Origin of the sequence: Prauserella cavernicola (assembly GCF_016595675.1) — a bacterium.
GTDB lineage: Bacteria > Actinomycetota > Actinomycetes > Mycobacteriales > Pseudonocardiaceae > Prauserella_A > Prauserella_A cavernicola.
In genome coordinates this window covers 94,977-109,623 of sequence record NZ_JAENJH010000009.1, presented here as the reverse complement: position 1 = coordinate 109,623, position 14,647 = coordinate 94,977, and the positions used below count along the sequence as shown (strand labels likewise).

Genomic DNA, 14,647 nt, shown 5'->3' with positions numbered 1-14,647 from the left:
ACACCGAATCCTGTCACGTGGCGCCGATCTTGTTTCAGTTGCCCATACCCACCTCCAACCCGCTGCCCGGGAACAGCGCGACCAGGCACGTGGCCGCCAATAGACCGGGACCGTGCGGCACTCCCCCGCGCCACCGGCGCACGCGGAGTAGTGCCGCGGCCCCCGCCAGCACCACCGTGACCACCGCCGCCGTGCAGGCGGCGATCACGAGGGCCTGCCAGCCCGTCGCGCCGAGCACGCCCCCGACGCTGCCCGACAACTTCACGTCGCCCGCACCGAGCGCGGCCGGCGCGACGGCGTGCACCAGGGCATGGACACCCGCGAACACCACGGCTGCCAGGACCGCCCGGACCGCGAGCGCACCACCCGGCCCCGCCATCGCCGCGACGCCGAGCGCCCCGCCCACGAGGGGATACGCGGGCGCGGTGAGGACGTCGGGAAGGCGGCGATGGACGAGATCAGCGAGCGCAAGCGGGATGGCGAGCGCGGTGACGACGAGCGGCACGGGCAGCCACCAACCGGGCATGCCGCTCACCGACCACCGCCAGGCCACCACGGCCCACAGCGACGCCGTACCGACCGCGCACCACCGGGCCGGCACGGCGGCGGGGCGCCGAGCTCGGCTCAGCACCCTGCTCGCGGCCCAGCCGATGACGAGGCCGGCGACGGCGAAGATCAGTCCCCAGTACACGCACAGCAGTGTCGCGACGGCCGTGGCCTGCAACAAGAGCGAAACGGAGTGAGAACTCCACTCGTGTCCGGATGGGCGCCGATCTCACTCGTTCGCATCAGCCGGACCGCCTTCGCCGGTACGGCGAGGTGCCGCGAGCGGAGCTCTCGCGCCGGGTCGGTGGGAGCCCCGGGCGGCTTCTCGGGCTCCGCTGACGCCGGTCGTGGTCACCGCACCCGGAGCCGACGGTGCCGAACCCCGAAACCGGCGCCCGAGCGCACAACACGTGGGCCTGAGCGCACGACCCGGTCCTGAATACCGGCTCTTTGTTGGTGGACGTGCGTTATCGAGTGCGGGCTTTATAGGGGTCCGAGAACGTCGCTGGGATCGGCGTCGAGAGCGAGGGTTTCGAGGACGGTGAGGAGTTCACGTTCCTCGTATCGGAAGTGGGACTCCATGATCGCGGCGATCCCTTCCAGATGCCCTTCCAACTTCTCCGGCGGTAAGCCCCGCTCGGTGGCCGCCCGCAACGCCGCGATGAGGTGAGCGATCATCGAGTGGTCCTGTTCCAGTTTCCGCAGCGTCGGCCCCAGCTCTGGGTGTGCGGCAGCGATGGCGGGGAACAGCTCCCGATCCTCGCCCTCGTGATGCCCGGTCAGTGCGGTGCAGAAGCCGTGGCAGAACAGCAGCAACTCCCGCGCCGGTGGCTCGGTCGACTCGCCGACTTTCGCTGCGGCCTGCGTCACCCGGAGTGCTTCGCGGAGCCGCCCGTGGACGGCTCGGAGTTCGTTGCTCCAGGCGATGAGCCTGGTCTTCTCGCCCTCAGTCACGAGAGGGCGAAGGGAACGACATCATCATCGTCGTGCTCCTTCAGATCCCACGCCTCCATGCCTGACACGGCCTGCCATCAGCACGCGACGCTCACTCCAGGTTAGCCGAGCTATCCCGCATCGGTTCTCGCTGAGCGATGTAGGCGGACCAGTCGCGGGCGGCGAGGGCGGCCCATTTGACGGCGGTCTTGTCGGCGATGCCGATGAGTTCGGCGAGGACGGGTGCGGGGACTTGTCCAGCGAGGGAGAACATCGCAGCGTGGCGTGAGTGGCCGGGTCGGACGCCGGCGGCGACGAGGTGGCCGCACAAGGTCTCGCGGACGAGGTGTCGTCCGGGGTATCTACCGGGGAACAGCCAGCCGTGGTCGGTGCTCGCGATCGACGGGGCGCCGGGACGGGTGAGGTGACGGCGGATCAGGTCGTCCAGACCGGGCGGCATCTCGACGGGTGACCTGGTCGACGCGCATTGCGACGATCGTTTGGAGGGGCTGTGCGAACAGGAGGGTGAACAGGCCGCCGATGCGTGCGTAGAGGGCGATGCGCTCGTCGTGGAGCAGCCTGTTGATCTGCTCCCAGTGGTCGGTGTCGGTGACGATCACCTCGGGGCTGGTCGCGCCGCGCCACGGGATCGTGACGTTCCGGTTCGCGCGTGCGCGGCCGGGCCAGGCGACGAAGCGCTGCTGGCTGTCGCGGGCGCCGGGATACTCGGCGAGGTAGGACTCGAGTTGGGGTTGGGTCAAGGCGGTGATCGTTGTGCCTTGCCGCGCAGCCCACTGGCCGAGCCGGACTGCGCCGTTGATGTTCGTGCGGGCGCCGTAGATCGCCGATTTGGTCAGCTCTCCGCGTTCCGCGGAGCGGCGTAGGTGCCGCAGCAGGTGCCAACGCGCGTAGCGGCCGACCAGCCCGGCGTCTTCGACGCCGAGCGGCGCGAGCGTGGCGTCGAGCCAGCGTTCCATCTGCTCGATCGGAGGGTGGTAGGCGGGCAGGACGCCGGCTCCGGTGAGCAGCTCGCGCAGGTAGTTGTGGGAGCGGTCGGCAGGTAGCGCACGGAAGGTGTCGTGGCTGATCGGCAGCTCGCCGTGAGCCATCAGGGCGAGCAGCCGCCGTCCCGTTGCGGGCGGCTTCTGGAGCCAGGTGATCACGCTCTGCGGGCGGCGTGCGCCGGCCAGCTCGTCATAGAGCGGCACCAGCTCGGCGTGGATGCTCCCGGTGCCGGGATCGGCGAGCAGGCCGGTGAGCCGCTCGGAGAGGATGCAGCGGGCGCAACGGGTCGCGCCGCAGGGGTTGTCCTCACGGCCGCAGCCGGCGCAGGCGAACACCGACTCCTCGTCGGCGCATCCGGCGCAGACCAGCACGTTGTAGGTGGACGTGGAGGGGTAGGCGATCGGGCGCAGTTCGAAGCACTCCGGGCAGACGGCCGGGTGGTAGGCGAGGTGGCGGCGGCAGCGGTAGCAGATCGGCCCGGTCGGCAGCATCACCGTCGTCGTCCAGGTGCCGCAGCGCGCGCACTCCCGGCTCGCGGACTGGCGGGTCACTCCGTGACGCCATCGGGACGTCTGATCTTCGCGCGGATCGGGCGCAGCTCGCCGATCTGCGGGCCGCCCTCACTGCTGGTGCCGGTCTTGGCCTGCTTCTGCTCGGCGACGACCCCGGTGATCAGGTCGGCCGGGGCGCAGGCCAGGGCGTCGCAGAGCGCGACGAGGACCTCGGTGTTCAGCCGTTGCGGGGTCTTCGTCACGAGCCGGTAGACGTGCTCGCGGGTCAGGTGGATGCCGCGTTCTTCCAGCAGCGGCAGCAGCTCGCTGGTCTGGAACAGGCCGCGGTCGGCCATCACCTGCCGCAGGTTCCACTGCACCTGGATCGTCCTCATCATCGCTCCTTCTCGTCAGCCTGATAGACCCTGGCGAGGGCCGCCTGGACGGTCTTGTTCTTGAAGTCGTTGGACACCGAGGTGTAGATCGCGGTCGTGGACGCACAGGTGTGTCCGACCTGCTCGGTGACGAACCGCTCGGGGTAGCCGTGCTCGATCAGATGCGTCACATACGAGTGCCGCAGGCAGTGCAGGCTCAGATGCTCGTCCAGCCCGATCTTGGTGCGAACGGTCGCGAACAGGTCATCGATCTGGCGGACCTTCACCCGGGTGCGGCGCTCGGTCAGCCAGAGCGCCGGATGCCCGCTCGCCTCGTAGAGCGGCAACGCCTCCTCGACCCACGGCTTGAGCCCGTCGACGGCCCAGTCGAACTCCGGGACCGCCAGCACCGTCCGCCGTCTGGGCAACGACCCGGTGGCGGCTTTGCCATAGCGCACGTGCACCGACCCGTAGCTGCCCCAGCCGCGCATGTGCGGGTTCGGGCGCAAGTCCGCAACGTCCAGGCGTGCGAGCTCGTTGCGGCGCAACCCGAACGCGTACGTCGTCTTCAGCATGGTTGCGTCCCGCAACCCCGCCAGCGCTCCCTTGCGCCCTGACCGGGCGATCCGGTCCACCCGGTCGTCGAGCCAGTCGAACAGCGACTCCAGCTCGCGATAGGTCAACGGGCGCCGCTGCCGCCGGCCCTCGTAGTCGTTCAGATGAGCGACGGTGTTCCACTCGTTGCAGACCTGCGAAGGCACCTGCCCGAACCTGTCGTGGCACTGCGTCGGCCACTCATAGCGGGAGTCGGTGACGTAGTCGCAGAACATCCGCAACGTCAGGTGATAGCCCCGGATCGTGGACAGCGCCAACCTGCCCTGCCCCGAGGTCAGCGACACCGTGAAGTCCTCGACATCACCCGGCGTCCACTCCCACGGATACGACTCGCAGAACCCCTGGAACCGGCGGATCAGCCGCTCCCGCGAGGTGACAGTGCGCTCGCCGAGCTGCCGGGAGCGCTGCTGCCTCGACCAGCCCGTCACCATCGCCTCGAACACCGCCGAGTGCCCGACTCGCGGCCGGAACGCACGACTCACGGGCCCGAGTTGCACGACCCGGGGCCCAAACGCACCACTCGCGAGATCGGGCGCGGTTCGCGCGGTTCAGGTCAGCTCGAGACCGGGAGGCGGAGTAGGGGCGGGCCGTTCGGGAGGCGGACTTCCAGCGCGCCGATCTGGGCTCGGTGCAGCTGCGTCCCGACGGACAGCTGCGCGGTGTCCTGGGGCATCGCGAACCAGCTCGCCAGCTGCCGCACGGTGCCGTCGGACTCGACGGCCACCAGCACGTAGTCACCGCCCTTGCCGCCGAGGTAGCTGCACGACATGTCCACGCGCGTACCCCAGGAGGCGTCGGTCAGCTGCACGCTCGCCTGCACCGGGAAGTTCCCCAGCGGTGTCATGCGATCGCCGGTCGGCGCACTCGCGGGCAGCGCGAGCGACAACACCAGTGCCAGGCAGGCCGCCACGGCGGCTCCGGCCGTGGCCAGCGTCGTGAGGAGCCTGCGAGTGCGCTGCCGCCGCACCCGGTGCAGCAGCGAGGGAAGCAGTTCGGCGGGCGGTGGCTCGGGGTCGAGCTGGTCGCGGACATTGACCTGGGCCAGCAGCCCGGGCATCCCGGCGAGTTCCCGCACCGAGCGCGCGCATTCGACGCAGTTCGGCAGGTGCTGTTCGAAGGCGGCACGATCCTCCGGCGACAGGGCGCCCAGGACGTAGGCGGCATCGAACGTGGCGAACGGATCCGTTCGCGTCTCGTCCGTGTCTTTCACCGGGTCACCCCCTTCTCCTCGAGCACCAATCTGAGCGCGCGCAACGCATAGTGCGTTCTCGACTTCACTGTTCCCTCCGCGACCCCCAGCGCGGCCGCGGCGTCACCGACCGACATCCCCTGGAAAAAACACAGCAGCAACACCTCGCGATGCCTCAGCGACAGCTCCCCGAGCGCGTCGGCCACGATCCAGCCCTGCACGGCACGCTCGGTGTCGTCGGGCACGGCCAGTTCGGGCAGTTCGTCCGTGGCGACCTCGGCGCGGGCGGCGGCCGAGCGCCAGCCGTCGATCGCGATGCGCCTGGCCACGGTGAACAACCACGCTCTCGCGGAGCGCTGCGACTGGTCGAGCACCTTGGGGTGACGCCAGGCCCGCAGCAGTGTCTCCTGCACGACGTCCTCGGCGCGGCTGCGGTCACCGCTGGTCAGATGCAGCGCATAGGACCAGAGCGCGGTGGCGTGCTCGTCGTGCAACGCCCGCATCAACCGCGGCTCGGCCTCGTCGTTCACACCCGTTCGCGCTCCCTCAGGGCCGCCGGGGTCCTCCGCCGCGCGAACAGCACGAGCAGCGCGAGCCCGCCGACCACACACACCGCCTCGGTGACCACGCCCCACACCTCCTGCTGCGTCTCGAACTGCTCGCGTACCCCGAACAGACCCACGGTCAACGACAGCACGTAGGCACCGAGTGTCGCCAGTCCGAACCCGGTGGCGAGCAGGGCGGGCAGCCAGTGCCACCACGCCAGGACGCCGAGGGCGATCACCACGCCCGCCACGACGTTGACGAGGAACAGCGGCCCGACGACGTCGGTGGAGCGGGCCCAGTCCAGCCAGACCACCCAGTGCACCCACGCCGAGCCGACGAGACCCAGCACCACCAGTACCCGCAGGATCCAGCTGATCATCGCTGCCTCCCAGCCACTGACAACACCTTCGTCAGTGACACGAGACGGAACTCGTTCCGGTTCGATCCGGGCCGCGGTTGAACCGAACGCGGCGCCGTTTCGTGTCCACACACATGACTGCCCAACACACCCGCCGCACCGTGCTGACCACCGGTGCCGCCGCTGCCGGAGTCGCCGTCGGGACCGTCGCGCTCGCGGCCTGCGGCGGAGGCGACGAGAGCAACACAGGGAATGGACAGCCCACCTCCGGGGGGAACACGGAGTCGGCCCCGGCGGGCGAACGGCTCGTCGCGCTCGACGAGGTTCCCGTCGGCGGTGCCACCGCCGTGACCACGCCCGACGGCCAGGACGCCGTCGTCTCGCGGAAGGCGGAGAACGACGTCGCCTGCTACAGCGCCATCTGCACCCATCAGGGCTGCAAGGTGAACCCGGAGGGCGCCGAACTGGTCTGCCCGTGCCACGGTTCAGTGTTCGACGCGTTCACGGGGCAGGTCAAGAACGGGCCCGCCACCGAACCGCTGCCCGCGTTCAAGGTCGCGGTCGAGCAGGGTGAGGTCGTCACGGCCTGACGGCGGAATCGAGCCAGACGGGGATGCCTGAGGGGGTGGGGCATCCCCGTCGTCCTGGCTGCCCTGCGTGCGCTGTCCGGAACCGGACGTTCAGCCGCCCCAGGTGAAAATCGCGTCGCCCGCGGTGACCTCGGCGCCGAGCCGCAGGCTCGCGAGCGCGTCCTCGCCCGCGTCGAGCGCCACCACCGGCACGATCGGCGAGTAGCCCGCCTCGCGCACGGCGTCGGGATCCCAGCTCACCACGGGCTGCCCCGCGCGCACCTGCTCGCCCTTCACGACGTGCAGGGTGAAGCCCTCACCCTTCTGCTTCACGGTGTCGATGCCGAGGTGCACCAGCACCGCCCTGCCGTCCTCGCCCGCCACGACGAACGCGTGCGGGTGCAGGGTCACCACGGTGCCGTCGACGGGCGCCACGGCGTCCGCCCGCCCTCCGCTGGGCTGCACGGCGAGTCCGGGACCCACCATCGCCTGCGCGAACACCGGGTCGGGCACCTCGGTCATCGGCACGGTCGTGCCCGCCACCGGGCTCTGCACGGCCAGAGTCACATCAGGTCCTCGATGTCGCTGGCGATCGTGTCGGCCTCGGGACCGACGATCACCTGGACCACGTCGCCCACCTTCACCACGCCGTGCGCGCCCGCCTTCTTCAGCGCGGCCTCGTCGACGATCGAGCCGTCCTCGAGCTCGCAGCGCAGCCGCGTGATGCAGCCTTCGATCTCGATGATGTTGTCGGCGCCGCCGAGCGCCGCGAGGATGTTCGCCGGCCTGTCGTCCGCCATCGCGGCCTCCTGGTCTGGTCGGTCACGGGGCACGAACCCGTAACAGTGGTTGACACCCGGTCGGGTAACGGAGCATTCTGCCCCATCGACAAATGGTCTAGACCGGAACGTACCAATCTTCGCCCGTCGACGCGAGCACCGGAGGTGCCGATGGACTCGATGGCCGGCGCGGCAGCCGACCGGGTGGTCGACGGACCGACCCCGAAACACACCCAGCTGCGCGCGATCCTGCGCCGAATGGTCGAACGCGAGCTGCCGCCCGGCTCCGCCATCCCCTCCGAGCGCGAGCTCGCCGAGCGCTACGACGTGTCCCGGCTGACCGTCCGCACGGCCATCGGCAAGCTGGTGGACGAGGGCCTGCTCTCACGGGTCCGCGGCAAGGGCACCTTCACCGCGGCGAGGCGGATGGAGCTGCAGCTCTATCTCATGTCGTTCACCGCCGACATGCGCAGGCGCGGGCTCGTGCCGACCACCAGGATCCTCGGCGCGACAAGGGAGATCCCGCCTGCCGCGGCGTCGTCCGCGCTCGGGCTCGGCGGCGCCGACGAGGCGCTGGGCATTCGCAGGGTGCGGCTGGCCGACGGCGTTCCGCTGGCCGTGGAGCGCGGCTGGTACCACCCTGGCGCGGTGCCAGGACTGCTCGATCTCGACCTCACCGGCTCGCTGTACGCCCAGCTGGCCGAACGCTACGACCTCCGTTTCGACCACGCCTGGCAGACCGTCTGGGCGGAGTCGGCGGACAGGGAAACCGCACGGCTGCTGAACATTCGCTCCAGCAGCCCGCTGCTCGTCTTCCGCAGGATCTCCAGCGTGCGCGGAGAACCCGTGGAGGACATGACGTCCTGGTACCGGGGAGATCAGTACCAGGTGACCATGAAACTGGACCGGAACTCCCCGGATTCCGGCCCCCTTCCGGAACATGGAGGACGCTCATGAGCGCCACCCCTTCTGCGGGGACGAAGGGCAAAGGTAGGAGGCTGGCCGGGCTCCAACGCTTCGGGCGCAGTCTCATGCTGCCCATCGCCACCCTCCCGGCGGCTGGGCTGCTGTCCCGGCTGGGCCAGGACGACATGCTCGGCAGGTGGTCCGCCACCGAGGACGTCGCGAAGGTCCTCGCCGCGGCGGGCGGCGGGCTGTTCGACTGGCTGCCGCTGCTGTTCGCCGTCGGTATCGCCGTGGGCTTCGCGCGCAAGGGGGACGGTTCGACGGGCGTCGCCGCGGTCGTCGGCTTCATCGTCTTCAGCAAGGTCGTGCAGGTCTTCGCGCCCATCAACGAGCTCGAAGGCTTCGACGAGAGCTGGTACCTGCAGCCGATCCGCTGGCCGTTCAGCGTGCTCTCGGGTGTGATCGTCGGTCTCGTGACCGCCGTGCTGTGGCAGCGCTTCTACCGCATCAAGCTCCCGCCGTACCTCGCGTTCTTCGGCGGGCGCCGGTTCGTGCCGATCATCAACTCCGTCGTGCTGCTCGTGCTGGGCGTGGTCTTCGGCCTGATCTTCCCGGTGATCGACGCCGGCATGCAGAACCTCAGCGAGGCGGTGACCCAGGACGCCGTGATCGGTGGCGGCATCTACGGGTTCTTCAACCGGCTGCTGATCCCCATCGGCCTGCACCAGCTGATCAACGTGCCAGTGTGGCTGATCTTCGACGGCGGCGACATCAACAACTTCTACGCGGGCGACCCCAACGCGGGCGCGTTCATGACCGGGTTCTTCCCGATCTTCATGTTCGCCCTGCCCGCCGCCGCGCTCGCCATGTGGCAGACCGCGCGCCCCGGCCAGAAGAAGGTCGTCGGCGGCATCATGGTCTCCGCCGCACTGACGTCGTTCATCACGGGTGTCACCGAGCCGATCGAGTTCGCGTTCATGTTCGTGGCGTTCCCGCTGTACCTGATCCACGCGGTGCTCACGGGCATCTCGCTGGCGCTGGTGAACGCGCTGGACATCCACCTCGGCTTCTCGTTCTCCGCGGGCGGCATCGACTTCCTGCTCAACGCGGGGGCTCCGGCGGCGAGCGGGGCGCTGTGGCTGATCCCGATCGGCCTGGTGTACGCGGCGATCTACTACCTGTTGTTCCGCTGGGTCATCACCAAGTGGAACCTGCGCACGCCGGGCCGTGAGGAGGACGAGGAGGCCACCGCCGCCGCGTCCGAGACCTCCGAGGCCTCCGAGCCCACGGAGGCCACCGAGGCGACGTCCGACAGCACCGAGAAAACCCCGCGAAGCTAGGAGAAAGGCGTTACATGCCGGAAAAACGTGTCACGGTGGCGAGCAAGGTCGGGCTGCACGCGAGGCCGGCGGCGCTCGTCGCGAAGGCCGCCGCCGCCCAACCGGTCTCGGTGACCATCGCGAAGGACGGCGGTGACCCGGTCGCGGCCGGGAGCGTGCTGAACCTGATGACGCTGGGAGCCGCGTTCGGCGACGAGGTGGTGATCGCCGCCGACGGCACCGGCGCCCAGGAGGCGGTCGACGCCATCGCCGAACTGGTGGCGACCGACCTCGACGACTGAGGCCGGCGCGTCTCGAGGGCCCTCTCCGGCTACCGGAGGGGGCCCTCTCGCACGTATGAGGGCCCTACCGTCTGGGTACTCCCGACAAGCGATGGAGAGACGGCAGCGGCATCGGCCCCGCTCGCGCGAGGAGTACGAGCGCGGCCTGCCGGACTACCACGATCCGACGGGCGGTTTCGGCGGCGCGGCGCCCGCCTACAGTGCGCTGACGCTGCGGATCGTGCTCGCCGCGATCAGCGTGGTGCTGTGCGGCGGAGCGGCCGCGCTGTTCGCCCTCAACGGGTTCGTGGTGCTGGCGGTGCTGCTGTGCGTGCTCGCGGTGGGCATGCTGGTCGATCTGGTCTGGGTGATCCACCGCAAGCGGCGTGGTGAACCCGGCTGAGCGAGGAGGTCCCGACCGGTGACCAGCACCGAGGAGCAGTTCTCCGACCGGCGTGACGCGGGGCGCGGGCTCGCCGCGCTCCTGCGGGGCCGCGACTGGGTGGAACCCGTCGTGCTGGGCCTGGCCCGCGGCGGGGTGCCCGTCGCGGCGGAGGTGGCGGCCGAACTGGGGGCGCCCCTCGACGTGACGGTGGCCAGGAAGGTCGGGGCGCCGGGACATCCGGAGTTCGGCATCGGCGCGGTCACCGCGTACGGGCCTGCGATCTATGACGTGCACAGCGTGCGCGCACTGGACCTGACCGAGGACCAGCTGCGGGAGGCGATCGACCGCGAGCGTGCCGAGGCGGTGCGCCGGGTCGGCCGCTACCAGCGGGGCTGGGAACCCGAGCGCATCGCGGGCCGGGACGTGCTGGTGGTGGACGACGGGCTGGCCACGGGCGTCACGGCGACAGCGGCACTGCGCTCGCTGCGTGCCGACGGCCCGCGCAGGCTGGTGCTGGCAGCACCCGTGTGCGCGCCCGGGGCCCGCGCGGTGCTGGAGGCCGAGGCCGACGAGGTGGTGTGCGCCAGCGAGCCCGCGGAGTTCCAGGCGGTCGGCCAGTTCTACGCCGACTTCGCGCAGACCACCGACGACGAGGTGCTGGGCCTGCTCGCCGGGAGTCGCCCGGCATGACCGTCCGGTTCGGCGTCGCGACCGCGGACACCACGCTCGCGGGCGAGCTGAGCGTGCCGGCCGACGCGACCGGGGTGGTCGCGTTCGCGCACGGCTCCGGCAGCTCCCGGCACAGTCCGCGCAACGTCGCGGTGGCGCGAACCCTGCAGGACCGCCGCCTGGCCACGCTGTTGTTCGACCTGCTCAGCCCGGACGAGGACCGCGAGGGACCCACCGGCCCTCGCTTCGACATCCCCCTGCTCGCCGGGCGGCTGACGGCGGCGGTCGACCGGCTCGCCGCCGACGAACGCACGGCCGGGCTGCCGCTCGGACTCTTCGGCGCCAGCACGGGCGCCGCCGCCGCGCTCGTCGCCGCGGAGAGGCGGCCGGAGCGGGTCCGCGCCGTGGTCTCGCGCGGCGGCAGACCGGACCCGGCCGGTGACGCGCTGGACGCGCTGCGCTGTCCCGTGCTGCTCCTGGTCGGCGAGCGCGACGAGCAGGTGCTGCGGCTCAACGAGGAGGCCGCGCACAGGCTCAGCGGCACGCACGCGATCGAGACCGTGACGGGAGCGACGCACCTGTTCGAGGAGCCGGGAGCCCTCGAGCGGGTCTGCGAGCTGGCCGGGGCCTGGTTCGGCCAGCACCTCACCCGTTCGTAGGGTGGGGGCATGCAGAGCGTGCGGTTGATCGAGCAGTGGCCCGTGGACAACGCCGCGACGGCGGTGGTGCGCGCCGACGGCACCGTGGCGGGCGGGCACGGCGACACCGGGCGCGTGTTCCCGTTGGCCTCGGTCACCAAGCTGCTCACCGCCTACACGGCGCTGATCGCGATCGAGGAGGGCGTGGTCGAGCTCGACACACCCGCGGGGCCGGAGGGATCGACGATCCGGCACCTGCTCGCCCACGCGGCGGGCCTCGGCTTCACCGAGCACAAGGTCTTCGCCCCACCAGGGCAGCGCCGCATGTACTCGAGCGCCGGGTTCGAGCAGCTCGCCGACGCGCTCACCGAGCACTCCGGCATCCCGTTCGCCGACTACCAGGACGAGGCTCTGCTGCGGCCGCTGGGCATGGACGCCACCACGCTCAAGGGCTCCCCCGGCGCCGACGCGGAGTCCACTGTGGATGACCTGACGGCGTTCGCGGCCGAGCTGCAGCAGCCGACGCTGCTGGCGCCCTCGACGCTGACCTCGGCCACCGAGGTCGTCTTTCCCGGCCTGACGGGCGTCCTGCCGGGATTCGGGCACCAGAAGCCCAACGACTGGGGCCTCGGATTCGAGATCCGCGACCACAAGAGTCCACACTGGACGGGCAGCCTCAGCTCGCCCCGCACGTTCGGCCACTTCGGACAGTCCGGGACGTTCTTGTGGGTCGATCCCGACGCCGGAGCCGCGTGCGTCGCGCTCACCGACCGGGCGTTCGGCCCGTGGGCGGCCGAGGCCTGGCCCGCCTACACCGACGCGGTGCTCAGGGAACTGGCATGACGCGGATGGGCGCGCCCGCCCGGTAGGCGGCGATGTCCTCCACCGCGTCGCGGTAGAACACCTCGTAGACCTCGCGCGTCACGTAGCCGATGTGCGGCGTGAGCACCGTGTTGGGCAGCGACCGCAGCGGGTGGTCGGCGGGCAGCGGCTCCTGCTCGAACACGTCGAGGGCCGCGCCACCGATCCGCCGTTCCCGCAGCGCGTCGAGCAGTGCGTCCTGGTCGACGATCGGGCCGCGCGAGGTGTTCACCAGCCACGCGTCGGGCTTCATCTGGGCCAGCTCCGCGGCGCCGATCAGGCCCCGCGAGCGCCGGCTGAGCACCAGGTGCACGGTGACGATGTCGGACTCGCTCAGCAGCTGCTCCTTCGACACCGCCGTCACGTCGTGTTCGGCCGCCTTCTCCGCCGTGAGGTTCTGGCTCCAGGCGATGGTGCGCATGCCGAAGGCCTGGCCGACGCGCGCGACCTTGGCGCCCAGCCTGCCCAGCCCGAGCAGACCCAGCGTGCGGCCGTGCAGGCCGGTGCCGATCCCGAGCTGCCAGCCGCCCTCGCGCATCGAGCGCTCCTCCGCGGGCACCCCGCGCACCGCGGCCAGGATCAGCGCCCACGTGAGCTCGGCCGCCGGGTGCGGCAGGTACCCGGTGTGGCTCACCACGACGCCCCGCTCGGCGGCCGCCTTGATGTCGATCGACGGGTTGCGCGGCCCGCCGGTGCTGATGATCAGCCCCAGGTCGGGCAGCTTGGCCAGCAGCTCGGCCGGCAGCGGGGTGCGCTCGCGCATCGCGACCACCACCTCGGCACCCGCGAGCCGGCGCGCCAGCTCGTCCTGGTCGCCGATGTGCTCGGTGAACACCTCGACGTCGGCGCCGAGTGACGCCCAGTCCGCGAGGCCGAGTGCGACGTTCTGGTAGTCGTCGAGAATCGCGATCTTCATGTGCGCAACGCTAGGGGACGACCACCGTCACGTGCACCAGGTGGTGGTCGGAGGCGTCGTTGAGCCGCGCCAGCGGTGATCCGGGCACGGGCCAGAACACGCCGGAGAACAGCGGGATCAGCCCGCGCGAAGGCAGCACGTAGTCGACCCGCAGGTTGCCCGGAGCCTCGTCGTTGAAGTCGGCGGTGTCGAGCCAGGGCCTGCCCCGGTGCCCGGCGTTGGCGCCGCCCTGCTGGTGAGCGGCCACGGCCGCACCGAGGCTGGCGGGCGCGGTGTCGCGCACCGTGGGCGCGTCCAGCAGCTGCCGGGCGGCGCTGTCGACGCTGTCGCCGTCGTCGGGGTCGGCGTTGTAGTCGCCCGCGATCACGAACCGCTCCCCCTGGCGAAGTCCGCCACGGGAGCCCTGGTCGTCGTAGATGTAGCCGCCCTTGCCGGGAGTGACGTAGTCGGCCCAGAACCGGATCTCGTCGTGGTTGCGGGTGCCGTTGCGGTCCTCGGGCCCGTCGAAGCTCGGCGGCGTCGGGTGCGCGGTCAGGAAGTGGACGGTTCGCTTGCCGACGCGCACGGGCACGTCCCAGTGCGACTTGGACGAGAGCCGCAGCACCTCGAGGGCCTCGGGCGAGTACCAGTCGGCGGGCTCGGGCGTCTCGGGGTCGTCCGGCAGCACCGCGCCCGGCATGTCCTGCCAGCGGAAGTGCTGGAACGTCCGCACCGACTCGGTGTCGATGGGGTACTTCGAGAGCACGAGCATCCCGTACTGGCCCTCGAACTGGCCGAAGCCGTGCGCGTCGTTGCCGCCGCCCACGGTGCCGTCGCGGTCGCGGTCGAAGCCGGTGGGCACGCCGGTGTTCACGGGTGCGGTGTAGGCGTACGGGTAGTCGATGGGCCGCGCGCCGTTCTGGCCGACCTCGAGGTAGTTGCCGCGGAACGCGTCGGCGGCGGCGCCGTCGGGCACGTAGTCGAACTCGTTGACCAGCAGCACGTCCGGCCGGTTGCGCTGGATCACCTCGGCGACCTTGCGTGCCTGCGGGTCGTCCGGCGTGGCCAGGTCCGCCAGCAGCTCGCCCTCGGCGGCGCGGTTGAGCGAGGCGTTGAACGTCGCGAAGTCGACGCTCGCGCCGAGGCGGGGCGTGGCCGAGGCCGGCGCGGCGGCGGCCGCCAGCGCGACGACGGCGAGAACGGGCATCAGCCCGCGAGATGTGCGCACAGTGCTACCTCCCAGTCGCGGACACCCTACGGGCCGAAGGTGAACGCCGGGCAGCGTCTT

20 protein-coding genes are annotated in these 14,647 nt (G+C 71.0%); 8 read left to right on the top strand and 12 right to left on the bottom strand.

Translation table 11 applies throughout. From position 1 onward, the window contains the following. Positions 1-34: 34 nt before the first annotated feature. The 8 genes from JHE00_RS27720 to JHE00_RS27685 form a co-directional block, all read right to left on the bottom strand. On the bottom strand, positions 35-727 hold the full coding sequence (locus tag JHE00_RS27720) for a prepilin peptidase (protein ID WP_307832144.1): 693 nt from the start codon (positions 725-727) through the stop codon (positions 35-37). 302 nt (positions 728-1,029) lie between these two features. Continuing rightward, the gene (locus JHE00_RS27715) at positions 1,030-1,500 is read right to left on the bottom strand and encodes a hemerythrin domain-containing protein (protein WP_200323658.1); all 471 of its coding nucleotides are present in this window, start codon (positions 1,498-1,500) and stop codon (positions 1,030-1,032) included. Positions 1,501-1,841: 341 nt separating this feature from the next. After that, entirely contained in the window at positions 1,842-3,035 is a 1,194-nt protein-coding gene (locus JHE00_RS27710; protein WP_200323649.1) for a hypothetical protein, read from the bottom strand. Continuing rightward, positions 3,032-3,373, bottom strand: a complete 342-nt coding sequence (locus JHE00_RS27705) for a helix-turn-helix domain-containing protein (RefSeq protein ID WP_200323647.1) — start codon at positions 3,371-3,373, stop codon at positions 3,032-3,034. The genes JHE00_RS27710 and JHE00_RS27705 overlap by 4 nt, the downstream gene beginning before the upstream one ends. After that, a complete protein-coding gene (locus JHE00_RS35305; protein ID WP_200323645.1) occupies positions 3,370-4,446 on the bottom strand; it encodes a tyrosine-type recombinase/integrase in 1,077 nt (358 codons plus the stop codon). The genes JHE00_RS27705 and JHE00_RS35305 overlap by 4 nt, the downstream gene beginning before the upstream one ends. Before the next feature lie 71 nt (positions 4,447-4,517). Next, on the bottom strand, positions 4,518-5,174 hold the full coding sequence (locus tag JHE00_RS27695) for an anti-sigma factor family protein (RefSeq protein WP_200323636.1): 657 nt from the start codon (positions 5,172-5,174) through the stop codon (positions 4,518-4,520). Continuing rightward, complete coding sequence (locus JHE00_RS27690; RefSeq protein ID WP_230425104.1) at positions 5,171-5,656, bottom strand: sigma-70 family RNA polymerase sigma factor; 486 nt, start codon at positions 5,654-5,656, stop codon at positions 5,171-5,173. The genes JHE00_RS27695 and JHE00_RS27690 overlap by 4 nt, the downstream gene beginning before the upstream one ends. 23 nt (positions 5,657-5,679) lie before the next feature. Then, the gene (locus JHE00_RS27685; protein ID WP_200323632.1) at positions 5,680-6,078 is read right to left on the bottom strand and encodes a hypothetical protein; all 399 of its coding nucleotides are present in this window, start codon (positions 6,076-6,078) and stop codon (positions 5,680-5,682) included. A gap of 113 nt (positions 6,079-6,191) precedes the next feature. Between JHE00_RS27685 and JHE00_RS27680 the strand changes: the two genes are divergently transcribed. Then, positions 6,192-6,647, top strand: a complete 456-nt coding sequence (locus tag JHE00_RS27680; protein WP_200323630.1) for a Rieske (2Fe-2S) protein — start codon at positions 6,192-6,194, stop codon at positions 6,645-6,647. 90 nt (positions 6,648-6,737) lie between these two features. Here JHE00_RS27680 and JHE00_RS27675 read toward each other — a convergent pair whose 3' ends face one another. Together JHE00_RS27675 and JHE00_RS27670 are read right to left on the bottom strand one after the other, a co-directional pair. After that, positions 6,738-7,193: a PTS sugar transporter subunit IIA gene (locus JHE00_RS27675; protein ID WP_200323628.1), complete on the bottom strand. Its 456-nt coding sequence runs from the start codon at positions 7,191-7,193 to the stop codon at positions 6,738-6,740. Then, positions 7,190-7,426, bottom strand: coding sequence for a PTS sugar transporter subunit IIB (locus JHE00_RS27670; RefSeq protein ID WP_200323626.1), 237 nt, complete (start codon positions 7,424-7,426; stop codon positions 7,190-7,192). The genes JHE00_RS27675 and JHE00_RS27670 overlap by 4 nt, the downstream gene beginning before the upstream one ends. A 150-nt stretch (positions 7,427-7,576) precedes the next feature. Between JHE00_RS27670 and JHE00_RS27665 the strand changes: the two genes are divergently transcribed. The 7 genes from JHE00_RS27665 (at position 7,577) to JHE00_RS27635 (ending at position 12,446) form a co-directional block, all read left to right on the top strand. Beyond that, positions 7,577-8,362, top strand: a complete 786-nt coding sequence (locus tag JHE00_RS27665; protein WP_372440502.1) for a GntR family transcriptional regulator — start codon at positions 7,577-7,579, stop codon at positions 8,360-8,362. Beyond that, a complete protein-coding gene (locus tag JHE00_RS27660; RefSeq protein ID WP_200323617.1) occupies positions 8,359-9,651 on the top strand; it encodes a PTS transporter subunit EIIC in 1,293 nt (430 codons plus the stop codon). The genes JHE00_RS27665 and JHE00_RS27660 overlap by 4 nt, the downstream gene beginning before the upstream one ends. Positions 9,652-9,665: 14 nt before the next feature. Continuing rightward, a complete protein-coding gene (locus tag JHE00_RS27655; RefSeq protein WP_200323615.1) occupies positions 9,666-9,932 on the top strand; it encodes an HPr family phosphocarrier protein in 267 nt (88 codons plus the stop codon). 91 nt (positions 9,933-10,023) lie between these two features. Next, positions 10,024-10,314, top strand: a complete 291-nt coding sequence (locus tag JHE00_RS27650) for a DUF6343 family protein (RefSeq protein WP_200323613.1) — start codon at positions 10,024-10,026, stop codon at positions 10,312-10,314. A gap of 18 nt (positions 10,315-10,332) precedes the next feature. Further along, positions 10,333-10,986 carry a phosphoribosyltransferase gene (locus tag JHE00_RS27645; RefSeq protein ID WP_200323611.1) on the top strand — a complete coding sequence of 218 codons (654 nt, stop codon included), beginning with the start codon at positions 10,333-10,335 and terminating at the stop codon, positions 10,984-10,986. Continuing rightward, a complete protein-coding gene (locus tag JHE00_RS27640) occupies positions 10,983-11,624 on the top strand; it encodes a dienelactone hydrolase family protein (protein WP_200323610.1) in 642 nt (213 codons plus the stop codon). The genes JHE00_RS27645 and JHE00_RS27640 overlap by 4 nt, the downstream gene beginning before the upstream one ends. A gap of 9 nt (positions 11,625-11,633) precedes the next feature. Further along, positions 11,634-12,446 (top strand): serine hydrolase domain-containing protein, encoded by an 813-nt coding sequence (locus tag JHE00_RS27635; RefSeq protein ID WP_200323609.1) that lies wholly within the window; start codon positions 11,634-11,636, stop codon positions 12,444-12,446. On the opposite strand, the gene JHE00_RS27630 is transcribed toward JHE00_RS27635, so the two are convergent. Both JHE00_RS27630 and JHE00_RS27625 read right to left on the bottom strand, forming a co-directional pair. After that, positions 12,430-13,380: a D-2-hydroxyacid dehydrogenase family protein gene (locus JHE00_RS27630; protein WP_200323608.1), complete on the bottom strand. Its 951-nt coding sequence runs from the start codon at positions 13,378-13,380 to the stop codon at positions 12,430-12,432. The two genes, JHE00_RS27635 and JHE00_RS27630, sit on opposite strands and share 17 nt — an antisense overlap. A gap of 10 nt (positions 13,381-13,390) precedes the next feature. Beyond that, positions 13,391-14,566: an endonuclease/exonuclease/phosphatase family protein gene (locus tag JHE00_RS27625; protein ID WP_200324074.1), complete on the bottom strand. Its 1,176-nt coding sequence runs from the start codon at positions 14,564-14,566 to the stop codon at positions 13,391-13,393. Positions 14,567-14,647 lie beyond the last annotated feature (81 nt).